This is a genomic window from Coxiella-like endosymbiont (genome assembly GCF_024730665.1).
GTDB lineage: Bacteria > Pseudomonadota > Gammaproteobacteria > Coxiellales > Coxiellaceae > Coxiella.
Window position 1 is genome coordinate 79,577 of the sequence record NZ_CP084737.1, and the last position, 20,447, is coordinate 100,023.

Here is a 20,447-nt window from a genome sequence, read left to right on the forward strand (position 1 = left end):
AACAAGCAATGCCTTTTTATGTTAAAATTAAAAATCTTATCAGAGCACGATCCAATATGGAAAAGACATACGATCCGAAAGTTATCGAAAAGAAATGGTCAGATTATTGGGAACAACATCATCTCAATACACTCGTCGGACAGGACGCCGCCCCCCTTATTGTATTATGCTTCCGCCTCCAAATATCACTGGTACACTTCATATGGGTCACGGGTTTCAACAAACCCTCATGGATACTTTAATCCGCTACCAACGTATGCAGGGAAAACGCACACTGTGGCAAGGGGGGACTGACCATGCTGGGATAGCGACTCAAATGGTAGTAGAGCAACAACTTGCTCAAGAAGGAATGACTCGGCATGATTTGGGTCGACAAGCTTTTATCAAGCGGGTCTGGCAATGGCGAGAACGTTCTGGAAATAGAATCATTGGCCAAATGCGGCGATTAGGGCTTTCGATCGATTGGTCGCGTGAGCGTTTTAGCATGGACGAAGGACTGTCACGAGCGACCACGGAAGCTTTTGTTCGTCTTTACCAGGAAGGACTCATCTATCTAGAAAAACGTCTTGTTAATTGGGACCCAGTTTTACGCACCGCTATCTCGGACCTTGAAGTCATTACTGAAGAGATCGACGGCGAGCTTTGGTATATCCGTTATCCATTAGTGAACGATTCAGGAACACTCACCATAGCGACTACGCGTCCAGAAACTCTACTAGGGGATGTAGCTATTGCCGTTCATCCTGAAGATGAGCGTTACCAAAATTACATTGATAAACAAGCCCATCTCCCTTTAACCGATCTCACCATACCTATTATCGGAGATTCCATGGTCGACCGTGAGTTCGGTACCGGCTGTGTTAAAATTACACCAGCTCACGATTTTCGTGACTACGAAATTGGTCAACGTCATCAATTACCTTTAATCAACATCCTTACTCAGGAAGCCTTCCTAAATGAAAACGTTCCCAAGGCTTATCAAGGATTAGAACGTTTTGAGGCAAGGAAAAAAGTTGTTGCCGACCTTGAGCGTAAAAATTTACTCGCAAAGAAAAAACCTCATCGCATATCAATTCTTCGGGGTGAGCGCTCAGGAGCAATCATCGAACCATTTCTGACCGATCAATGGTTTATAAAAATGGAATCGCTTGCAAAACCTGCCATTGAGGAGGTTATCCAAGGTAAATTAAGATTCATCCCCACAAGTTGGGAAAAAACTTACTTGCAATGGCTAAGCCAAATACAGGATTGGTGTATTAGTCGACAATTATGGTGGGGACATCGCCTACCCGTATGGTACGATGAAGCAAAAAATGTATACGTGGGGCATTCTGAAGAAGAAGTCCGAAAAAAACATCATTTGACGCTGCATGTAAAATTAAAACAAGAGACAGACGTTCTTGATACCTGGTTTTCTGCCAGTATCTGGCCTTTTGCAACATTAGGTTGGCCTGAAAAAACAAAAATATATGAAACCTTTTATCCCACGCCAGCATTAATCACCGGTTTTGATATCATTTTCTTTTGGGTAGCACGCATGGTTATGCTGGGATTAAAATTGACTCACAAAGCTCCTTTTCGTGAGGTGTATATCCACGGTTTAATTCGCGACAGCCAAGGAAAAAAGATGTCAAAATCGAAAGGGAATGTGATTGATCCTATCGACCTTATCGATGGTATTTCACTCAATGCACTCATCGAAAAGCGAACCCGCGCTTTGTTACACCCTAAAATGGCCACAGTTATTGAGAAAATGACGCGCAAAGAATTTCCGAATGGCATGCCGAATTTTGGAACTGATGCATTACGATTTACATTTTGTGCATTAGCGAGCACGGGACGTGATATTAATTTCGATATAGGGCGCATTGAAGGCTATCGTAACTTCTGTAATAAAATCTGGAACGCTGCGCGTTTCGTGCTCATGAATACGGAAGGAAAAGACTTAAATCACGATAAACCGTTGGCTTTTGATATTGCCGATCATTGGATCCGCACGCGGTTACAAAAAACTATTAAAAAAGTCGAAAAATTCTTGGCACAATATCGTTTTGATTTACTTGCTCAAATTCTTTATGAATTTACCTGGCATGAATATTGCGACTGGTATCTTGAATTTGCTAAATGTAAGCTTTATAACGAAAATACCAGCCCCGCGCAATTACGAGGTACTCGAGTAACATTGCTTCAAGTATTAGAAATTTTATTAAGGCTACTTCACCCGATTATACCATTTATTACCGAAGAAATTTGGCATACAATAGCGCCTCTTCTTGGTCTCAATGCTAATAATAGCATTATGTCAGAAAGCTATCCCAAATTTGATAAAGCTAAAATAGATCTTGAAGCAGAAAATGAAGTAGAATGGCTAAAACAGCTTGTTGTCGCTATACGAACATTGCTCGCTGAAACAGGTATTTCTCCAACTCAACAAGTGCCTGTCATTTTAAACAAGGGCGATGAAAAAGATAAAAAACGATTAGTAGAGACAGAATGCTATATAAAAATATTAGCTAATGTGAACTATTTACAATGGGCAAAAAGTGATGAATCTCTTTCAGCCACTGCTTCAGGTGTGATTGATCATCTCGAAGTCCACATTCCAATTGCTGGCTTAATCGAGAAACAAATTGAGCTCGCTCGTTTAATGAAGGAAATTATTAAACTTCGAAGAGAGGAAGAAAAATCGCTACAAAAATTAAAGAACCCTAGTTACGTTGAAAAGGCACCAAAAAAAATAGTCGAGAAAGAACGCCTTTTCCTTGAAACAACAAAAAATATATTAAAGAAATTACAAACGCAATATAGAAAAATCGAAGACTTGTAGTGTTTTACAGTCAAAATCTTAGTTTGTTAACATTTTCATCCTGCAAATTTCTTATTCTTCCGGCTTCCAAATGAAGTGTTATTGCGGCACGGGGCGGACGTTCACATACTTGCTTTACTCTCCACGCATAGTCTCGGTATCGTTGGTTTAACAAGGTTAATGTTGTTGTCTTGCTCTGATATAAGATTCTTTGATACCACTCTCTGTTTTTAAGCTAATCCGGAAACATTATTGTTAATTGGAAACATTCCTCTACCTAAATTGCTGCAACTGCGCTATTCCGATCGGATTTAACTAATTAAGATGAAATCGTGCTTAAAGAAGATACTTATTCATGTTGCAAAAGTATTAAAATTTTTATTCTTATTCCGATTAGTGCGTATTCTCATACTTTTTAGAAAAAATAAATACAGAAGTTAATATGATCGGTAAGATTCATTCAAATACAGGGTAACGTGGCCGCCCCCTCTCATAAACTGTGTTTATTTATTCTTCTATAGTGAGGATGTGCGTTTAAAAAACTATAAAAATTATATCTAGAAAGTTGGTTTACAATTTCAGTAAGTCTCTTAAAACGAGGTGACAAAGGGAATTAAACGACCTTTAGTTCTTGGACAGGATCCATCCACTCCTCATCTCCTGTGGTCAAGCCACGTCAGGCGAGTGACTGACAAAAAATTAATTTAATAATTCTTTACATTCTTTAAAAAGATCAGCTACTAAGGTTTGTTTATAGAAATTAATGAGCTTACAACTTACATTAATAGCCAGAGCAAAAGTAATATTCTGTTCGACCATATGTGCCACCAATACACCATGTCCCAAATTATTCCCGCATTTCAAATGATATCCCCCATTGTTGTAAACGAGTTTTATAAACACCAAGGCTATAGAAATCCCGATCTTGCTTAGGACTCACTGTTGGATCAACTAGCTCATATTGAACATCTACTTAAAGCTGCCTTTTAGATGTGTCCGCTTTAATAAAACGCGTGTCCAACGAAGATTATAATCAGTGGTGCTTTGAGAGAATGGCCGCATCTTCCAGTCCGTTGACATTGTAGGTAGCTATTACACGCACACTTGAACGCGATTATAATTAATCAATTTAGGGAAACGACTAATTCCCGCAGTCGCTACTTCAATCACTAAACCTACGATAATATAATTAATAGCTGAATCATTAAAAGTACCACGAATTGGCAATTGATAACCCAGCTAATAACAAATACTAGATCTGGTAATTAGGTCTAAATAACTTTCTGCCTGCGATATCTTTTGAGACTTTGCCGTAAAATTTTGATAGGAAATAGTTTCATCATAGGGGGTTCAGGAGTTTGATTTAACAATTCACGTAAGATCAATGCATTAATAAGGATCAATCCAAGATCCAGTCCTCAGGGACAACGATATTTATTGCTTAGTAAAGCTAAAAAGCCTCTAAATCTAATATCCCTTTTTCAACGCGTCTCAAAATAATAGTCGCTGTAAACTGCGGATAATTTTCCATTCTGGAAAACATGCTTTGGCGAAAGCGCTATTTGGAATCTTATACCCATATAGTCTGTACAATAACATGATGGGTGCGGCCATTTTTAACAGGACATTAAATTAAATTGGGACTCTTTCTTAAAATCTATCATGACCCATGATAGTGTTAAAAATCTAACACAAGCATTACCATATCCCCACCCCATTTTTAATTGGGGTAATAATTTTCTTGATCCCAAATTTTAAAGCTGCCAAATTTCCTACTTATTATTTCATGTTTAAAACATGAACGGCTTCTTCAGCAAATATATTTTGTAGCTCCTTTCAGCAGCTGAGACTAACCGCAATATCCATCTGATTTTGATAATTTCAGCTACTTTATTCACATATTTTAACCAAAGAAGAAATCAACATTTCATCAATCGCATTGCTTCTTTTAAAGCATTCCATGTCTTTACTTTTAATTTTGGGTCACGCAATAATTCAGCTGGTGCATAGCTAATAATTTTTCGTGAAGAATCAAAATGAGAAAATAATTGAGTTATCCGAGAACCTAATAAAATAATGATACACTTCTTGAGGTCATTTTGGTTTAATAATCCTAGTCTAAGCCCCCTGGAAACTTTTTTTCTAGTTGCTTTAGCAATTTTTTCAACGAGTTCATTTTCAGCATCATCCCGCACTATCGCATCAGCTAATAAGACACCTATCAAACGGTTTTGCAAATTACATAGACTGTAGCAATAATAACTGACCGAATGGAAAGTTTGAGCTCGCCAGACGTCAATGCCCATTAATTTCAAATAGCTATTTTGGCTAATCCGGTAATTATCAATATATTTTTTCATAGCTTTATCAAAATTTAAAACCACTTGACCCGTCTCGCTCTATCGGAGAGACTTTATTCAGATATTAATGTTATGGCATTGCTACAAAAAAATAAACGAAAATGGCTAATTTGGCTTGGTATAGTGATTAACTCATTGTTATTGAGTTTTCTAGGAATAGATTATTTTTGGTGGCGTAATACCGCTCATACGGTTATTTCACAGAAAATCTATCGTAGCGCTCAACTTAGTCCACAACGATTAAAAGAAGTTATTCAAATAAAACACATAAAAACAATCATTAATTTGCGCGGCGCCCAGCCTTGTGAAAAATGGTATTTGAACGAATTAAGACTTACCAAAGCAATGGGAGTCAAATATTTTGATGTCCCACTCCCTTCTTATAGTCTGCCCTCTCAAAAACACTTGGAAAAACTGGTTTCACTTTTACTCTATGCGCCCCAACCTATTCTTGTTCATTGCCTCGGTGGCGCTGATCGCTCAGGACTTGCTTCTGCTGTTGCAATGATTTTAGAGCAAAATGCTCCCATCTCAAAAAGCCAAGAACAATTTTCTATTTGGAATTTTGTTTTTTCAGACAAGAGTGTGGGAAAAGTCACTTTCTCTGATTATTTTCGCTGGTTAGCTCAAAATCAGTTAACTTCTAACCGACAGAATTTTCTTGAGTGGGTATTTTCCAAAGAGCCTTTGGGAATGGCTAATAAAAAACTTTCCCTTTAAAATAGCCAATTAAGGTAGGGAGGACTAGTGCACCCCCTACTTTTTACCCACAATGCGGGGGCTCCCTGCCATAAAATAAAAGATGAGCAGACCACCATCACAGCTACTTTAAATGCCGAAAAAAGCAATTATAAGAAATGATCAAAAATGAGGACAATTGTGGAAAACGGCTTCTCCGCCTTCCCACGTTAGATGCGTTACTATCAAACTAGATATGTATCCTCATCAGCTTTTTATTAGCTGGGTGCAGGGGGCATGTTGAATAGTGACAGTGTGCTTCTTTACTTGTACGCCAAAATGCTAGCGATAATTGAGTTAAAATAATGTACGCCCAGTAAAGTCATCATCTTAAAAACGCAGATCTGATTATCCTTGACACCTTACCTCGGTGTAAGCAGCACACTGTCACCATTGACATAATTGTGAACATGAAGATATTCACTTTCAGTGAATTGTTTTATATCAAATTGATAGCTAATCATCGCAATTATCACAAATAATTGCCATTTTTAAAGTATTGGATTTAAGCATTTTTAGTTGCTTTCCTCACATAATGTCTTTTTGTTAATTTATTTTTCCCAATTCATGTTATGAGAAACCCTTCCTTTAGAAAAACAAAGTAAAGCGATGGCTATTTAGGAATTAGCTTATGGTAGGTAGCACCAGTTTTCGGCCCTACCTTAGTAAGAGTATCACTGATAACAGAACTGGCGCTGGATTTTCTATCTCAATGTACCGATACATTTTTGGTTTTAATATCAACGCCTTTTGTAATTTTTTCCAGCGAGGGTATCACAACAAATTAACTAGCTGTGGCCATTTTGATAATAATTAGCATTGGTATATAAAAAATTTTTTTCATAAAGGTTAAAGGTAATCAAAACGACATACAAAACGACATATGTATTAAATTGAATATTTTAGACCTCAATTTCGGAAGTTATTGTCTATTATTAGCTTTATTTAGAGGGATACTGTTTGGATTAATAGCCCTGAAACCGATTGATTTATTGGAGTATTTATTTAAACTCTGTACATTTTTAATCCCATTTAAGGTTACTTATTCTTTTGGCCAATGAAACAGCAAAGCCGAGATAATTGCTAGGAGTAAAGGATTTCAGACGTTCTTTTTCTCCTGTTGGAAGTGATAATTGTTCAATAAAAACTTTTAATTTTTCTTCATCTACAGTTGTATTGCGAGTCAATTCTTTGAGTTGTTCATATGCTTCTTGAATACGATGACGGCGCATGGTTGTTTGTATCGCTTCGGCTAGTATTTCCCAATGAGAATTGATATCTTCATAGATACGGGTTTTGTTAACACTGATTTTGTTTAATCCTTTACAAAGTGATTCATAGGCAATCAGAGAATAACCAAACACGCTTCCTAAATTTCTTAAAACAGTAGAATCTGTTAAATCACGCTGCCATCGTGAAATAGGTAACTTGTTTATCATATGGTTAGCCAAAGCGTTGGCTAACCCTAAATTACCTTCTGCATTTTCAAAGTCGATCGGGTTGATTTTGTGTGGCATAGTAGAAGAACCAATTTCTGTTTTTTAGCTTTTTGATGAAGATAATTCAAGCTGATATAACTCCATATGTCACGACAGCAATCAATCAAAACAACATTTAATCGAACTAGCGACTGTAATAGCTCGCTGAGTCGATCGTGTGGCTCGATTTGAGTAGTATAGTGATTAGTTTCCAGATCCAACGATTCAATAAAGCGTTGTGTGAAACTAGGCCAATCAAAATCAGGATAGGCGGCATAATGAGCGTTAAAATTACCGACAGCGCCGTTCATTTTTGCCAGCAGTTTACAATGAGCAAAAGACTGATATTGAGCATGTATGCGTGCAACCATATTCGCTAATTCTTTGCCTAAAGTGGTTGGCGTTGCAGGTTGCCCATGGGTGCGGCTTAACAGCGGGAGCTCGGCGTATTTTTCTGCCAATTTTTGTAGTTTCCTACCTATTTTTTTGACAGTAGGAATTAAGACTACCCTGCGGGCTTCATCAATCATAAGCGAATAGGAAAGATTGTTAATATCCTCGGAGGTACAGCCAAAGTGAATAAAAGCAATCAGAAATGAAAAATGTGGTTCTTTTTGTAACTGCTGTTGTAAATAATATTCGACGGCTTTAACATCATGATTAGTAATCATTTCGATTTCTTTAATAGTATTGGCAGCTTGTAAATTATAATTATCGGCAATTCGTTCAAGTTTTTCGCAATCGGAATTGCTTAATTTAGCAATTTCTTTTAATTTTTTCTCATTCGATAAAAAGATAAGCCATTTGATTTCAACAAAAATTCGATATCGAAAAAGACCGTATTCACTCACAATGGGGCGTAGGGCATCAACTTTTTTTATATCGGCCATCAAGAGGTGATAAAGCACTGAGCGGTACTAATTTCATATCACAAATAATACATAAGACATGTACAAAAATCATCAACAGTGCTTAAGTTAATCGCCCCCTATCTGTTATCCGTGCGATACTTCATCAGTGTGTTTTCAGTATTTTTAATCACGGAATGTATTTTTATCCTTAATCGCGTGGTTGAATCACGGAATGAGGAAGTTATAGTAACGATATGATTTTTTCTTTTCATTGAAGTCAATAGTGGTTTTGATAATATTCATTTTCCAAGTGTTTATAGGAGAAACTATTCCCATGATGAAATTTATCGATTTGAATGAGCAATATCTCCTGATTAAGGGAGTTATTGATAAAAACATGCAAACCGTACTAGATCATGGGCAATTCATCGTAGGTCCTGAAGTTCTGGAGTTAGAAAAACGTTTAGCGGAATGGATAGATGTTCGTCATTGTGTGACTGTTTCCAACGGAACGATGGCGTTGTTGATTGCTTTAATGGCGTTGGGGATCGGACCGGGTGATCAAGTAATTACTTCTTCATTTAGCTTTTTTGCAACTGCAGAGACAATAATCTTTTTAGGTGCGGAACCTGTTTTTGTGGATATTGATCTCTTCACTTATAACATTGACCCTTCCAAAATTGAGGCAGCTATCACTAGTCGAACAAAGGCTATCATGCCAGTAAGTTTATTTGGCCAATGCGCTGATTTTACAACCATTAATGCAATTGCTGAGCATCATGGGCTGTTTGTGATTGAAGATGGTGCTCAAAGTTTTGGGGCAACACATCAAGGGAAACAGTCCTGTGGCCTTACGACCGTTGGTTGCACCAGTTTCTTTCCTTCTAAACCTTTAGGATGCTATGGCGATGGGGGTGCCTGTTTTACAAATGATGATGCTCTGGCAGAAGCTATGCGACTTATTCGCAATCATGGTCAAAAAAACCATTATCATCATATCCGCATCGGCCTCAACGCCCGTTTTAATACGCTACAAGCGGCTGTATTATTGGCTAAATTGGAACTTTTCCCCGATGAAGTGAAACGCCGACAAACAGTGGCTGACTGGTATTCGGAGATTCTACAAGAATATTTTGTCATTCCTCATGTAGTCCCAGAGAATGTCAGCATTTTTGCTCAATATACTATCCGTGTTGAAAAAAGAGAAATTATTCGAGTTGCTTTAACCGAAGTCGGAATTCCAACAGCTATCCATTATCCAAAACCGCTGTATGAGCAACCTGCCATTCAGGATTATTTACAAGTATGGGAAGGAAATTATCCGAAAACAGAAATAGCTAGCCAACAAGTACTGAGCTTGCCTTTCCACCCTTATTTAACTAAAGAAACAGTGAGAAAGATTTGTAATGCATTATTGAGTATGGTAAACGCTAAGAGCGACGGATAGTGATTGATGTATTTTCTATATACGAAACCCCGATAAGAAAACGTAGCAGAAGAAAATTTACAAAGTCAGGGAATTTGCAATCGTTTGTATTTATTCAAGTCGATAAATGTCGATTGAGTTGTTATTCAATGCTGTAGCTCATGTTTGTCTTCGTTACCTTTTTCGCTTAAGGGATTGTGTACATTTACTCCGACAGGCAATTTTTTGATTCAGAAATGTCAAAGGCGTTGCCAGAAGCCACCTGCTAGTTAATACTATTTCGATTCCATGATATGAAGCGTAACGGATTTCGTGTCTTGTTTTTATCTATCTCTGTTTTGTTGTATCTCAGTGATTTGCCGAATCTTTTTCTTTTATCATACTTTTTAATGGCAGGTATACTATATTTATGAAACGACTACCGTTTGTTATTTCGATAGTGTCTTCCATATATTCCCTAAAATATAGCGTTAACTTTAGTATTAACTTTGGTATTTCATTTTTACACCAAGCCTTACTACCAATTATTCTCATATCGGTTTTTTCTTATTCTCATCAAGTACAAGCTATCTGATTCAAACGAACTCATTTGCGCCCACAATCACATCGGGATATAATGCCCATTTTGGTCCAAAAATGACAGTGGATAATCGCTCAAACTTAACTTAAAAAAGGTAGTGGTAATGTCGTTAATTTCTACAGAAACTGCGAAAATTGTGAAAGAATATCAGTTAAACCAGAATGATACGGGTTCTCCTGAAGTTCAAATTGCCATTCTCAGTGCTAAAATCGATACAATCACCGAACATTTAAAAAACCACCCACATGATCACCATTCACGCCGAGGCTTGTTGCAGATGGTCAGTAAACGACGTAAGCTTATAAACTATATAAAAAAATGAGTTACAACGATATCATAATCTCATTAAACGATTAGAGTTGCGATCATAAAGGAAAACGATGGATAAAATTAGTAAAACTTTTCAGTACGGTAAACATCAAGTTACATTCGAAACCGGAGAAATTGCCCGACAGGCAACCGGCGCAGTTATTGTCCGGATGGGTGATACTCTGTTATTGGTTATTGTAGTTGCACAAAAGGCAACTGAAGAAGGTCGTGATTTCTTTCCGCTAACAATTAATTATCAAGAAAGAACCTATGCTGCCGGAAAGATTCCAGGCGGTTATTTCAAGCGTGAAGGTCGTCCGACGGAAAAAGAAACCCTCATTTCCCGATTGATTGACCGGCCTTTGCGTCCGCTTTTCCCTAAAGGATTTACTAGTGAAGTTCAAATTGTGACTACCGTGCTTTCGGTAGATCCAGATGTTCCTACTGATATCCCCGCTATTTTAGGCGCTTCAGCGGCGTTAACTGTCGCTGGTATTCCATTCAATGGTCCGTTGGGCGCTGCGCGGGTAGGTTATTTTAAGGGGGATATTTGTTAAATCCTTCCTCAGAAGAGATTAGACAGTCTGAGCTTGATTTAGTAGTCGCAGGGACAAAAGAGGCTGTATTAATGGTGGAGTCAGAAGCAAAAGAGCTGCCGGAAGCCGTAATGGTGGATGCAGTATTGTATGGACATCACGCAATGCAAGCTGCTATACAAGCGATTTCTGAATTTTCGGATGAAGTAGGTACTGTACCCTGGGAATGGCAAGCATCTCCTCTCAATACGAATTTAGAAAACGTGATCGCTGACAAAGTAGAATCAGAACTGAAAGAAGCTTATCGAATTCGGGAAAAGACGGTGCGGCAAACTCGGATTCAAACTATCCGTGAACAGCTATTGACTTATCTGTGGAAAAAGGAACCTGAAGGAGAAAACGCACTTAATTCCCATGAAATAGCTTCTATCTTACACGATCTTAAAAGGCGTATTGTTCGTGATCAAATTTTATCTGGTGAGCAGCGAATTGATGGGCGCGATACTAAAACTGTTCGGCCGATCAGCGTCAAAATCGGCGTACTGCCCCGCTCTCATGGATCGGCTTTGTTTACCCGCGGGGAAACCCAGGCGTTGGCAGTGGCTACGTTAGGTACAGAGCGGGATGCTCAATTGATCGATGATCTTGATGGTGATCACCGGGAAGATTTTATCTTCCACTATAATTTTCCGCCATTTTGTGTAGGTGAAGTAGGCTTTATGAGTGCTCCTAAACGTCGGGAAATTGGCCATGGTCGATTGGCTAAACGCGCCTTGGCTCCTTTAGTGCCTACCCTTGAAGAATTTCCTTATGTAATTCGGGTAGTTTCCGAGATTCTCGAATCAAACGGATCAAGTTCTATGGCAAGTGTTTGCGGCAGTAGTTTAGCATTGATGGATGCTGGCGTGCCAACTAAAGCGCCTGTAGCGGGTATCTCTATGGGACTAATTAAGGAAGGCGATCATTACGCCATTCTATCGGATATTTTGAGCGATGAAGACTACTTAGGAGATATGGATTTTAAAGTAGCAGGTACGGTAAATGGTATCACTGCACTTCAGATGGATATTAAAATAGAAGGTATCAACAAAGAAATTATGGAAAAAGCGCTTGATCAAGCCAAAGAAGGCCGATTACATATTCTCGGAATCATGAATACCGCTATTGATAAGCCCCGTTCGCAAGTATCTCATTTAGCACCGCGCTATATCACGATGAAAATCAATCCTGAAAAGATTCGGGATGTCATTGGAAAAGGCGGGGTGACCATTCGCGAAATTACGGAAGCGACAAATTGTGCGATTGATATTTCGGATGATGGTACGATTAAGATCGCGGCTTATTCTATAGAAGAGGGAGAGGCCGCTAAGCATCGTATTGAAAAGTTAACTGTAGGAGTCGAGCTTGGTAAAACTTACGAAGGACCCATAGTAAAGATTTTAGACTTTGGAGCTGTTGTACAGATTTTACCAAACTGTCAAGGATTGGTTCATATTTCGCAGATTGCTAATGAACGGATAGAAAATATTAGGTATTATATGGAAGAAGGACAAATTGTTCGGGTTAAGGTGATTGAGATTGATCGGCAGGGACGTATTCGCTTAAGTATGAAACAGGCTGATTTAGTCTAGATGGTCTTATAGTATTTGGACAGTTTGCCCTGCAGAAAGTTTTGCTTTTCATAAAGAGAAAAGTGTTGCTTTCTTAGTTGACGATTTTTGTTCTCAATTATTGATCGCTGCCAAGCGGACTACTTTCCACAATAGTCTAGTGATATACAATAACCCACAATAACTCCAATTATGAACGGCCGTAGTTTACGGCGTCATGTTAAGCTTTTCGCTGTCTAATTAGTGTTTTTCTCTACTTTCTAGACGACTTACTTAATTATTTTTTTATTCGATCGGTGAAGATGCAGGAGGTAGGGTCTTTTTAGCTGTTATGTGGGTTCTCTGTCATTTTGCGACTTAATTACGAGATCCAAAACGAACTGTATGTGGGATACTGATATTCTTTCATTAAATTACGGGCAATTACAAATATAAATTGTGACAAATTCATCGATGAGTCGACATTGGGTTGGAATTATCGTGCTTACTACTTTTTGTTCAGGATATTTAGCTTTATTTTATTCTATAACGAGTTTGTCTCAAAAATATCTCTGGAAAAAATTTTGATCTTCGGTTGATAAAATTTGATAATAAAATCAGTATTATTCGTTTAAGTTGTATAACTTTCGAGGCAATTAAAGGTAAAATTAAATGCCATATGGACGCATGATCCTTAGATTTGTCATATGTGCTATGGTTAGTATTCATCATATTTGTACTACAGAATACAGTTGATCGTTTTTCATTTACATTAATCAAACCGCCTTTACTGAAGCACGACCGTTTCCCCCATAAAATAGCTCGTTACTCTCTAGCGCTTGAAGGAAAGTAGAGTGTAATTATTCGCGCTATTAAAATATAAACATAAAAGCTTTACTGTACATAAAGAAGATACACAAAAATTAGAAGTAGTTATTACCACCTGTCCTGAGAACAAAGCGGCAATTACCATAAATAGGCTTATAATAAATACGCACAGTCATGGTAAATGGGAATATATAACATAACAAGTTTGATTGTTGTTAATTTATCCCTTACCAATTGATTCCAGATTGAGGGGCTGTGCAATCGATAGAAGAACTGGGACTCTGTTTTGGAGGCAGTCTGGATCTATAATTTGGAAATCGCTCTTTTTGCAAAAGACGACGGATTGAATGGATGACGGTATCGAATCCTACTACTCTTATATACTCTGATATCAGAATAGGGGAAAATCGTTGCAACATTAATCAAGAATTAGGTTAATGAAAAGATTAACGATCGTTGGTGCACAAATTAATTTACTAGTCGGCGATATTGAAGGCAATGCTCAACTTATCATTGACGCTGCGAACCGTGCTTATCGTGAAAACAAAGCTGATTTAGTTTTATTTCCTGAATTAGCCGTTACGAGCTATCCACCAGAAGATTTATTATTCCGTCCCGCGCTTTATCATCGCGTTCATCAGGCGCTTCACCAAATTGCTGATAATGTTAAACATACGATAGTCATCGTCGGTTATCCTGACTGCATAGAAGATAAATATTATAATAAAGCCGCTGTTATTGCGGATGGGAAAACCATAGCCACTTATACAAAACATGAATTACCCAACTATCTCGTTTTTGATGAAAAGCGTTATTTTACAGCGGGAGACCAATCCTGCGTGATTGATGTTAAAGGTGTTAGAGTCGGTATCTTAATTTGTGAAGATTTATGGTTTAAAAATCCTATCAAACAGGCAATGGCTGCCGGATCTCAATTAATTACCTGTATCAATGCTTCACCTTTTTCGCAAGATAAAGCCCATCATAGACGTAACTTATTAGCCAAACATGCTAAACAATATCATGTTCCAATAATTTATTTAAATTTAATAGGTGGACAAGATGAATTAGTTTTTGACGGAGGGTCAATGGTATTTGATCAGAACGGCATTCATGTTCAGCAAGGCGCCTATTTCAGAGAAGAATTAATGACGGTTGTTTTTGATATTGAACATTCGTTAAAAGTATTGACAACAACGCCCTTGCCTCCCGATCCGCTTAATGAAGAAAGAGTGTATAATGTCCTAGTGCTAGGCGTTCGCGATTATATTAGAAAAAATAATTTTCCAAGTGCTATTGTCGGTTTATCTGGTGGTGTGGATTCCGCTTTAACGGCGTCGATTGCTGTAGATGCTGTCGGCCATGAACGAGTGAGTGGTATACTAATGCCATCCCCTTTTACTTCGAAAATCAGTATAATAGATGCGCAAGCGGAAGCAAAAGCGCTGAACATTCGGACATCAATTATTGATATTAATCTGATATTCAATGCCTGTATTAACACTCTGGCTCCAGAATTTATTGGATTAAAAAAGATATGACGGAAGAGAATTTACAGGCGCGCATCCGCGGCATGCTATTAATGGCTATCTCGAATAAAAGAGGCTCTATTGTTTTAACCACGGGAAATAAAAGCGAAATAGCCGTTGGTTATGCTACTTTATACGGAGATATGGCAGGAGGCTTTGCAGTATTAAAAGACGTTTACAAAACGATGGTATATCGTTTATGTCATTATCGCAATACAATTTTTCCCGTCATTCCAGAACGTGTTTTAACAAGATCCCCTTCGGCCGAACTAGCACCAGGGCAGAAAGACCAAGATGTTTTACCGCCTTATCCAGTGTTAGACGAAATTTTGGAACATTACATAGCTAAAGATGAAGATCTCAGTACTATTGCTGAAGCAGGATTTGATATTGCAGTAGTAAAAAAGTTGTTCAAATGATTAATCGTAATGAACACAAACGTCACCAAGCACCTGTTGGCATTCGAATTACGGAGCGTGCCTTCGGAAAGGACCGGCGCTATCCAATCACATCAAGTTTTTTCAAAGAATGCAATCCATAAACTCGCCAGTTTCCCATTTTTGGATGCACTATATAATCATAAGAGATAGCCGGTGCTAGTAGTTAGGTGAGGATGATTAGGAAATGACAGGCTTAATACCTGGAAAAATTCTTGTTGAAATTGATAAGGAACTACTAAATTTACTGACAAACAAAATAAGCGTTCATTGTTAATAAATTTGCATTTAATAGCATCTTTTTCTGACATAATGATTAATTTATCATCGTCAAAATTAAAGTCTTTAGCCTGGTAAACATAATGATCAGGCAAGGGATGTGCTATCACACAGGCCCCCAACAATTCAAGCTGGCGAAAAAACTTTGTGGATTCCCTAAACCGGCTATAGCATGAACGGTTTTTCCTTTTAATTCATTCAAGCTTATTTCCTTTTCTGGATTATGTAATTGATAGATTTTAAGTGGCCATAATTGTTTTTCAATGACAAAATTAACAGTCCTTAAACGCGATTTTGGCTCTCGTAATGGGCCAGCCGGCAAACAACATTCGTTCCCTAATTGATGATCCGAGTCAAGAATAATAATTTCAATATCTCTCCCCATCGTATAATGTTGCAATCCATCGTCGCTGATAACTATATCGCAATGATAATCTCGCAACAATTGAGTGACAGCAGCAGAACGATTGGAACAAACTACCATAGGACAACTTGTTTTCATCACTAGCAAGAGCGCCTCATCTCCTACAACCCGTGGCTCGCTATCTACTGTCACCGTAACAGGTGATTTCCCCCTTTTCCCACCATACCCACGACTCACCATGCCAGGATTAAAACCGCAATTTTTTAATCGATTTGCCAACCAAATAACAAAAGGTGTTTTACCTGAACCACCAACAGTAATATTTCCAACAACAATAACTAATGCAGGGAATTTATTTATCTTTTTAATGCCAACCCGATATAACCAACGCCGAATGGCAACAATTCCCCGATATAGAAAAGCAAACGGATTTAGAGCATAGCTTAAGAAAGAACGAGTGGGTCGATACCAAAAATACGGGGCCATTGGCACTATTTTTCCCCAAACATGATTATAACCGGCACTTCATAAATTGCATGCGATATAAGTCTGCATAGGCGCCATCTGAAGCAAGCAATTGTTGATGAGTGCCATTTTCAATCAAACGTCCACCTTCTAGCACAATGATTCGATCTGCTTTTTCAATTGTTGATAGCCGATGTGCAATCACAAGCGTCGTGCATCGTTGCATTAAATTATCTAATGCAGCCTGTATATGGCGTTCAGAATGAGTATCTAATGAAGAAGTTGCTTCATCTAAAATAAGTATCGATGCGTTTTTAAATAATGCACGAGCAATAGCGATCCGTTGGCGTTGTCCACCAGAAAGGCGCATCCCATTTTCTCCTAAGACGGTGTCCAATCCATCTGGTAATTGTTCGATAAATTCCATCGCGTGTGCAGCGTGCGCCACCTCGATAATTCGTCTTTTGTCAATCCGTCTTATTTGGCCATAGGCGATGTTATGTAAAATGGTGTCATTAAACAAAGCAGTGTACTGAGACACTAACGAAAATTGACTGCGTAATTCTTCCAAGTGAAAATCTTTAATATTGACGCCATCCAATCTAATTTCACCATTAGACACATCATAAAAACGAGGTAATAGATTAATTAAAGTGGATTTACCTGCGCCTGATCGACCTACAAGCGCAACTGTTTGCCCAGGCTTAATCTTAAAATTAATATCCTGCAATACTGGCTTTTTAGTCTTCCCATAAGCAAAATACACATGGCAATATTCGATAATACCCGTTGCACGTAACAGATGTCTGGTTCCTGTATTCCTTTCTACGTCTTCGTCTAACAAATTGAAAATACTTTCTGCACCAGCGATACCTTTTTGAATATAACTGTTAACCATCGTTAAACGCCGCACTGGGCGAAGCATCATGATCATCGCAGACACTACAGACGCGAAACTTCCTGCCGTGACATGTAACGCAGGTTGAATAGCAAAAAACAAGATGATCGCAATGGGTACGGCAATAAGTAATTGCACCAAAGAAATACTCACACTATTAGTTACAACTACTTTTAATTCACGCTGCTGATTTAACTTGGTTGCGCGATGGAATTTTTCATTTTCATATTTCTGACCACCATAAAGACGAATGACTTTATAAGCTTCTATTCCTTCACTGGCAATATGGGTTACCTCGCCCACTGATTTCTGCACGCTCGTACTTAAGCAACGTAAGCGCGCACTACAAATTTTCATCACCCACGCAATTACTGGTGTCACAACCAAGAAAAACAAAGTTAATTCCCAATTCACCAAAAACATAACCACTAATAAACCGATAACTAGGGAAGATTCTTGTAGAGTAGCCACTAGTGCATTGGAGCTTGCTTGCGCGACCTGTTCGACGTTATAAATTATTGTCGATAGTAAATGACCTGAATTATTTTTATCATAAAATTTAGCAGGCAAGCGCAATAAATGGCTGAATATCGCACGTCGAAAATCCATTACAATATTTCGTGCCACGCGATTAATAAAATAAGTCGATAAAAATCCTGCTATCCCTCGAAACAGGGAAACACAAACAATAATTAAAGGTAAGCAGTGGATAAATTCTTTATCTCGATTAATAAATCCTTTGTTGATGATGGGCTTAATAAGCCAAGCAAAACCGGCATCTGTCAATGAGACCACGACCGTACCAATAATACCAAAAAGAAAAACACTCCAGTATTGTTTAGTTGCTTGAAGTAATCGTTTGTAAGTTTTGACACCTTGTGCTGTGAATGTTTCCATCGCCTCTGCTAAAGATAATGCCGCTGATCAGGGGTTTATGATTATTATTCTATCGTCTAAAGAAAGCTAGATGAAAACGACCCATCTCCGCAGTCGTAACTGTCTCGTTTCTTCATGTCGACATATTAGAGATAATAAAAGAAAGCACACGCCGTCACATAACCATCATCCGACAATAGCAATCAAGGCTTAGGTGCACACCTTCTATAAACAGTGATCAGATGCTTAAAGCGTCACTGCCACTTTCTGGATAACTGCCATAGAGCTGATGATATTGGTCATTATCACTATAACTAAATCATCTATCAACAACATGAATGTCTCCCCACGCTAAGATACCACGACTTCATCGGTACCTGCATCAAATCCACCTATATTTGGATCCACATCTTAAAATTGAACTTAGAATATGGTGTGTCGTTTTGTTCGTCTTCACCACAGCTGATCAACCTTCACTTTCCTCATATCTAAGCTCAAACTACAGTTCTCTTACCCAACGGCATAGGCTATAAAACGAAAAGACCATCTACTTCTTCCCCCGCAATTAACCAAATACGATACGTAAAGCAGTACGACAGCAATCAACGACAATTGCTAAAAAATATAAAAATGCACAACTCATAAAAACAATTTACTTCTACTGCATTTGCAGGCACTTTTTAACAGGTAATTTTCTACTCTGCATACATCGCACAAATATTGCATTTGCTTTAGGATAAAGCTCAACGAAAAATTACGGAAAATAAAATGAAGGATTCCAAAAAAACTATTGGAAGTCAGAAATGCATAACAATTCATCAGAAAGATATAATTAAAGAAAAAATTCAACATATTTAATCGTCAAATAACCGCTAAATAGATAGGATTCGATTTCGAGATTTACTATCGGCTAAATCGTAACAAACTGAGGGATTGCTGTCAATGCAGCAAGAATAAATAGAAAGTTCACAATTTGATTCCATGTTCAAAGCGACTGGATTGGTTAATACAACCAATCTTGGTTTATGAAAATGTAGCATTTCTTTTTGGATTTTGCCACTTAAAAATAAAATTTTCTTCTAACAGCTGAAGTAGCACTAAACCCAGTCTGTGTTACAATGCTTCATTGATAGCTCCTTGCCCCACTGGCTTATTCAGTGGGGCTGTTAAACCGAAAGGGGGATATTTATGCGACATTATGAAATTGTTATTCTGGTCCATCCCGACCAAAGTAATCAGGTATCGGCAATGGTACAACGTTACCAATCGATGATTAAAGAGGGAAATGGGCAAATTCATCGTTTTGAAGATTGGGGGCGTCGACAACTTGCTTATCCTATTGATAAGGTTCGTAAGGCGCATTACCTGTTGATGAATATTGAGTGTGATAAGTCCGTTATTCATGAGCTTGAGAATTCCTTCCGCTATAATGACGCGGTGATTCGCAATTTAATCTTAAAACGCAATAGAGCAATCACCTCACTTTCACCCATCATGCAAAGCGCTGAAAAGGGTAAAAACCCTAGAAAAGAAAAAACAAAAATGCTAGTTGAAGAACCAGCTGAAATACCTGAAGAAGTTTAGAGGAGTGGTTGTTATGTCATATTTTCGTCGTAAAAAATTTTGTGCTTTTAAGGGAATGGAAATCCAGGAAATCGATTACAAAGATCTCGATACATTGAAAGATTACACTATGGAGTCTGGTCGGATAGTTCCAAGCCGTATTACAGGAACCAGCGCTAAATATCAGCGCCAACTATCGCGTGCTATTAAATTGGCCCGTTATTTAGCGTTATTACCATACTGTGACATACACCATTTTTAGCACTCTCTGATTAGCGAAAAATTTTAGAAAATATTATGCCTGATGCCCTCACCGGATGGCTTGTTGCTATTGTTATCATAGGTTAGCTGCTCTGCAAAAAGGATATCAAAGTGTACTGCTGGTTTTAGCTTTTATGTTTTTATTCGCGATCGTTTTTGACAATGCGTCATATAGAATTTTTTAATCACTTTGATTTACTGCTTTTTTAATTTGCCTTAATTTTTATTTTTACGTTAACATGACGATACACCTCTTCCTAGCAGAGGTGTGGGA

8 protein-coding genes and 6 pseudogenes are annotated in these 20,447 nt (G+C 38.1%); 8 read left to right on the plus strand and 6 right to left on the minus strand.

Annotation, left to right across the window (positions count from 1 at the left end; all coding sequences use genetic code 11):
- The first annotated feature begins 56 nt into the window (after positions 1-56).
- A pseudogene (locus LG660_RS00345) lies at positions 57-2,827 on the plus strand (valine--tRNA ligase).
- 678 nt (positions 2,828-3,505) lie between these two features.
- Here the strand turns inward: LG660_RS00345 and LG660_RS00350 are convergent.
- The 3 genes from LG660_RS00350 to LG660_RS00360 form a co-directional block, all read right to left on the minus strand.
- On the minus strand, positions 3,506-3,670 hold the full coding sequence (locus LG660_RS00350) for a hypothetical protein (protein ID WP_258267457.1): 165 nt from the start codon (positions 3,668-3,670) through the stop codon (positions 3,506-3,508).
- 228 nt (positions 3,671-3,898) lie between these two features.
- Entirely contained in the window at positions 3,899-4,033 is a 135-nt protein-coding gene (locus LG660_RS00355) for a hypothetical protein (protein ID WP_258267458.1), read from the minus strand.
- A 692-nt stretch (positions 4,034-4,725) separates the two neighbouring features.
- The gene (locus LG660_RS00360) at positions 4,726-5,166 is read right to left on the minus strand and encodes a hypothetical protein (protein ID WP_258267459.1); all 441 of its coding nucleotides are present in this window, start codon (positions 5,164-5,166) and stop codon (positions 4,726-4,728) included.
- A 72-nt stretch (positions 5,167-5,238) separates the two neighbouring features.
- Here LG660_RS00360 and LG660_RS00365 point away from each other — a divergent pair, with 72 nt between their 5' ends.
- Positions 5,239-5,886: a phosphatase domain-containing putative toxin gene (locus LG660_RS00365; RefSeq protein ID WP_258267460.1), complete on the plus strand. Its 648-nt coding sequence runs from the start codon at positions 5,239-5,241 to the stop codon at positions 5,884-5,886.
- A gap of 1,040 nt (positions 5,887-6,926) precedes the next feature.
- On the opposite strand, the pseudogene purB reads toward LG660_RS00365, so the two are convergent.
- Positions 6,927-8,309, minus strand: a pseudogene (gene purB / locus LG660_RS00370) (adenylosuccinate lyase).
- Between the two features lie 261 nt (positions 8,310-8,570).
- Here purB and LG660_RS00375 point away from each other — a divergent pair.
- The 4 genes and pseudogenes from LG660_RS00375 to LG660_RS00390 all read left to right on the plus strand — a co-directional run bounded on the left by LG660_RS00375 (position 8,571) and on the right by LG660_RS00390 (position 15,571).
- Positions 8,571-9,680 carry a DegT/DnrJ/EryC1/StrS family aminotransferase gene (locus tag LG660_RS00375; RefSeq protein ID WP_258267753.1) on the plus strand — a complete coding sequence of 370 codons (1,110 nt, stop codon included), beginning with the start codon at positions 8,571-8,573 and terminating at the stop codon, positions 9,678-9,680.
- 662 nt (positions 9,681-10,342) lie between these two features.
- Positions 10,343-10,610, plus strand: a pseudogene (rpsO, locus tag LG660_RS00380) (30S ribosomal protein S15).
- A gap of 9 nt (positions 10,611-10,619) precedes the next feature.
- Positions 10,620-12,715: pseudogene (gene pnp / locus LG660_RS00385) on the plus strand (polyribonucleotide nucleotidyltransferase).
- Between the two features lie 1,223 nt (positions 12,716-13,938).
- A pseudogene (locus LG660_RS00390) lies at positions 13,939-15,571 on the plus strand (NAD+ synthase).
- Positions 15,572-15,607: 36 nt separating this feature from the next.
- Here LG660_RS00390 and lpxK read toward each other — a convergent pair.
- Together lpxK and msbA are read right to left on the minus strand one after the other, a co-directional pair.
- A pseudogene (gene lpxK / locus LG660_RS00395) lies at positions 15,608-16,596 on the minus strand (tetraacyldisaccharide 4'-kinase).
- Between the two features lie 25 nt (positions 16,597-16,621).
- Positions 16,622-18,370 carry a lipid A export permease/ATP-binding protein MsbA gene (gene msbA / locus LG660_RS00400; protein ID WP_258267461.1) on the minus strand — a complete coding sequence of 583 codons (1,749 nt, stop codon included), beginning with the start codon at positions 18,368-18,370 and terminating at the stop codon, positions 16,622-16,624.
- A gap of 1,167 nt (positions 18,371-19,537) precedes the next feature.
- Here msbA and rpsF point away from each other — a divergent pair.
- Both rpsF and rpsR read left to right on the plus strand, forming a co-directional pair.
- Positions 19,538-19,933: a 30S ribosomal protein S6 gene (gene rpsF / locus LG660_RS00405; protein WP_258267462.1), complete on the plus strand. Its 396-nt coding sequence runs from the start codon at positions 19,538-19,540 to the stop codon at positions 19,931-19,933.
- A gap of 13 nt (positions 19,934-19,946) precedes the next feature.
- Positions 19,947-20,174 (plus strand): 30S ribosomal protein S18, encoded by a 228-nt coding sequence (gene rpsR / locus LG660_RS00410; RefSeq protein WP_258267463.1) that lies wholly within the window; start codon positions 19,947-19,949, stop codon positions 20,172-20,174.
- The last annotated feature ends 273 nt before the right edge of the window (positions 20,175-20,447 follow it).

Bases quoted from the DNA above. Each gene is read 5' to 3' on its own strand.
- LG660_RS00360 (WP_258267459.1), bottom strand. From the start codon at position 5,166: ATGAAAAAATATATTGATAATTACCGGATTAGCCAAAATAGCTATTTG.
- LG660_RS00365 (WP_258267460.1), top strand. From the start codon at position 5,239: ATGGCATTGCTACAAAAAAATAAACGAAAATGGCTAATTTGGCTTGGT.
- LG660_RS00375 (WP_258267753.1), top strand. From the start codon at position 8,571: ATGAAATTTATCGATTTGAATGAGCAATATCTCCTGATTAAGGGAGTT.
- msbA (WP_258267461.1), bottom strand. From the start codon at position 18,370: ATGGAAACATTCACAGCACAAGGTGTCAAAACTTACAAACGATTACTT.
- rpsF (WP_258267462.1), top strand. From the start codon at position 19,538: ATGCGACATTATGAAATTGTTATTCTGGTCCATCCCGACCAAAGTAAT.
- rpsR (WP_258267463.1), top strand. From the start codon at position 19,947: ATGTCATATTTTCGTCGTAAAAAATTTTGTGCTTTTAAGGGAATGGAA.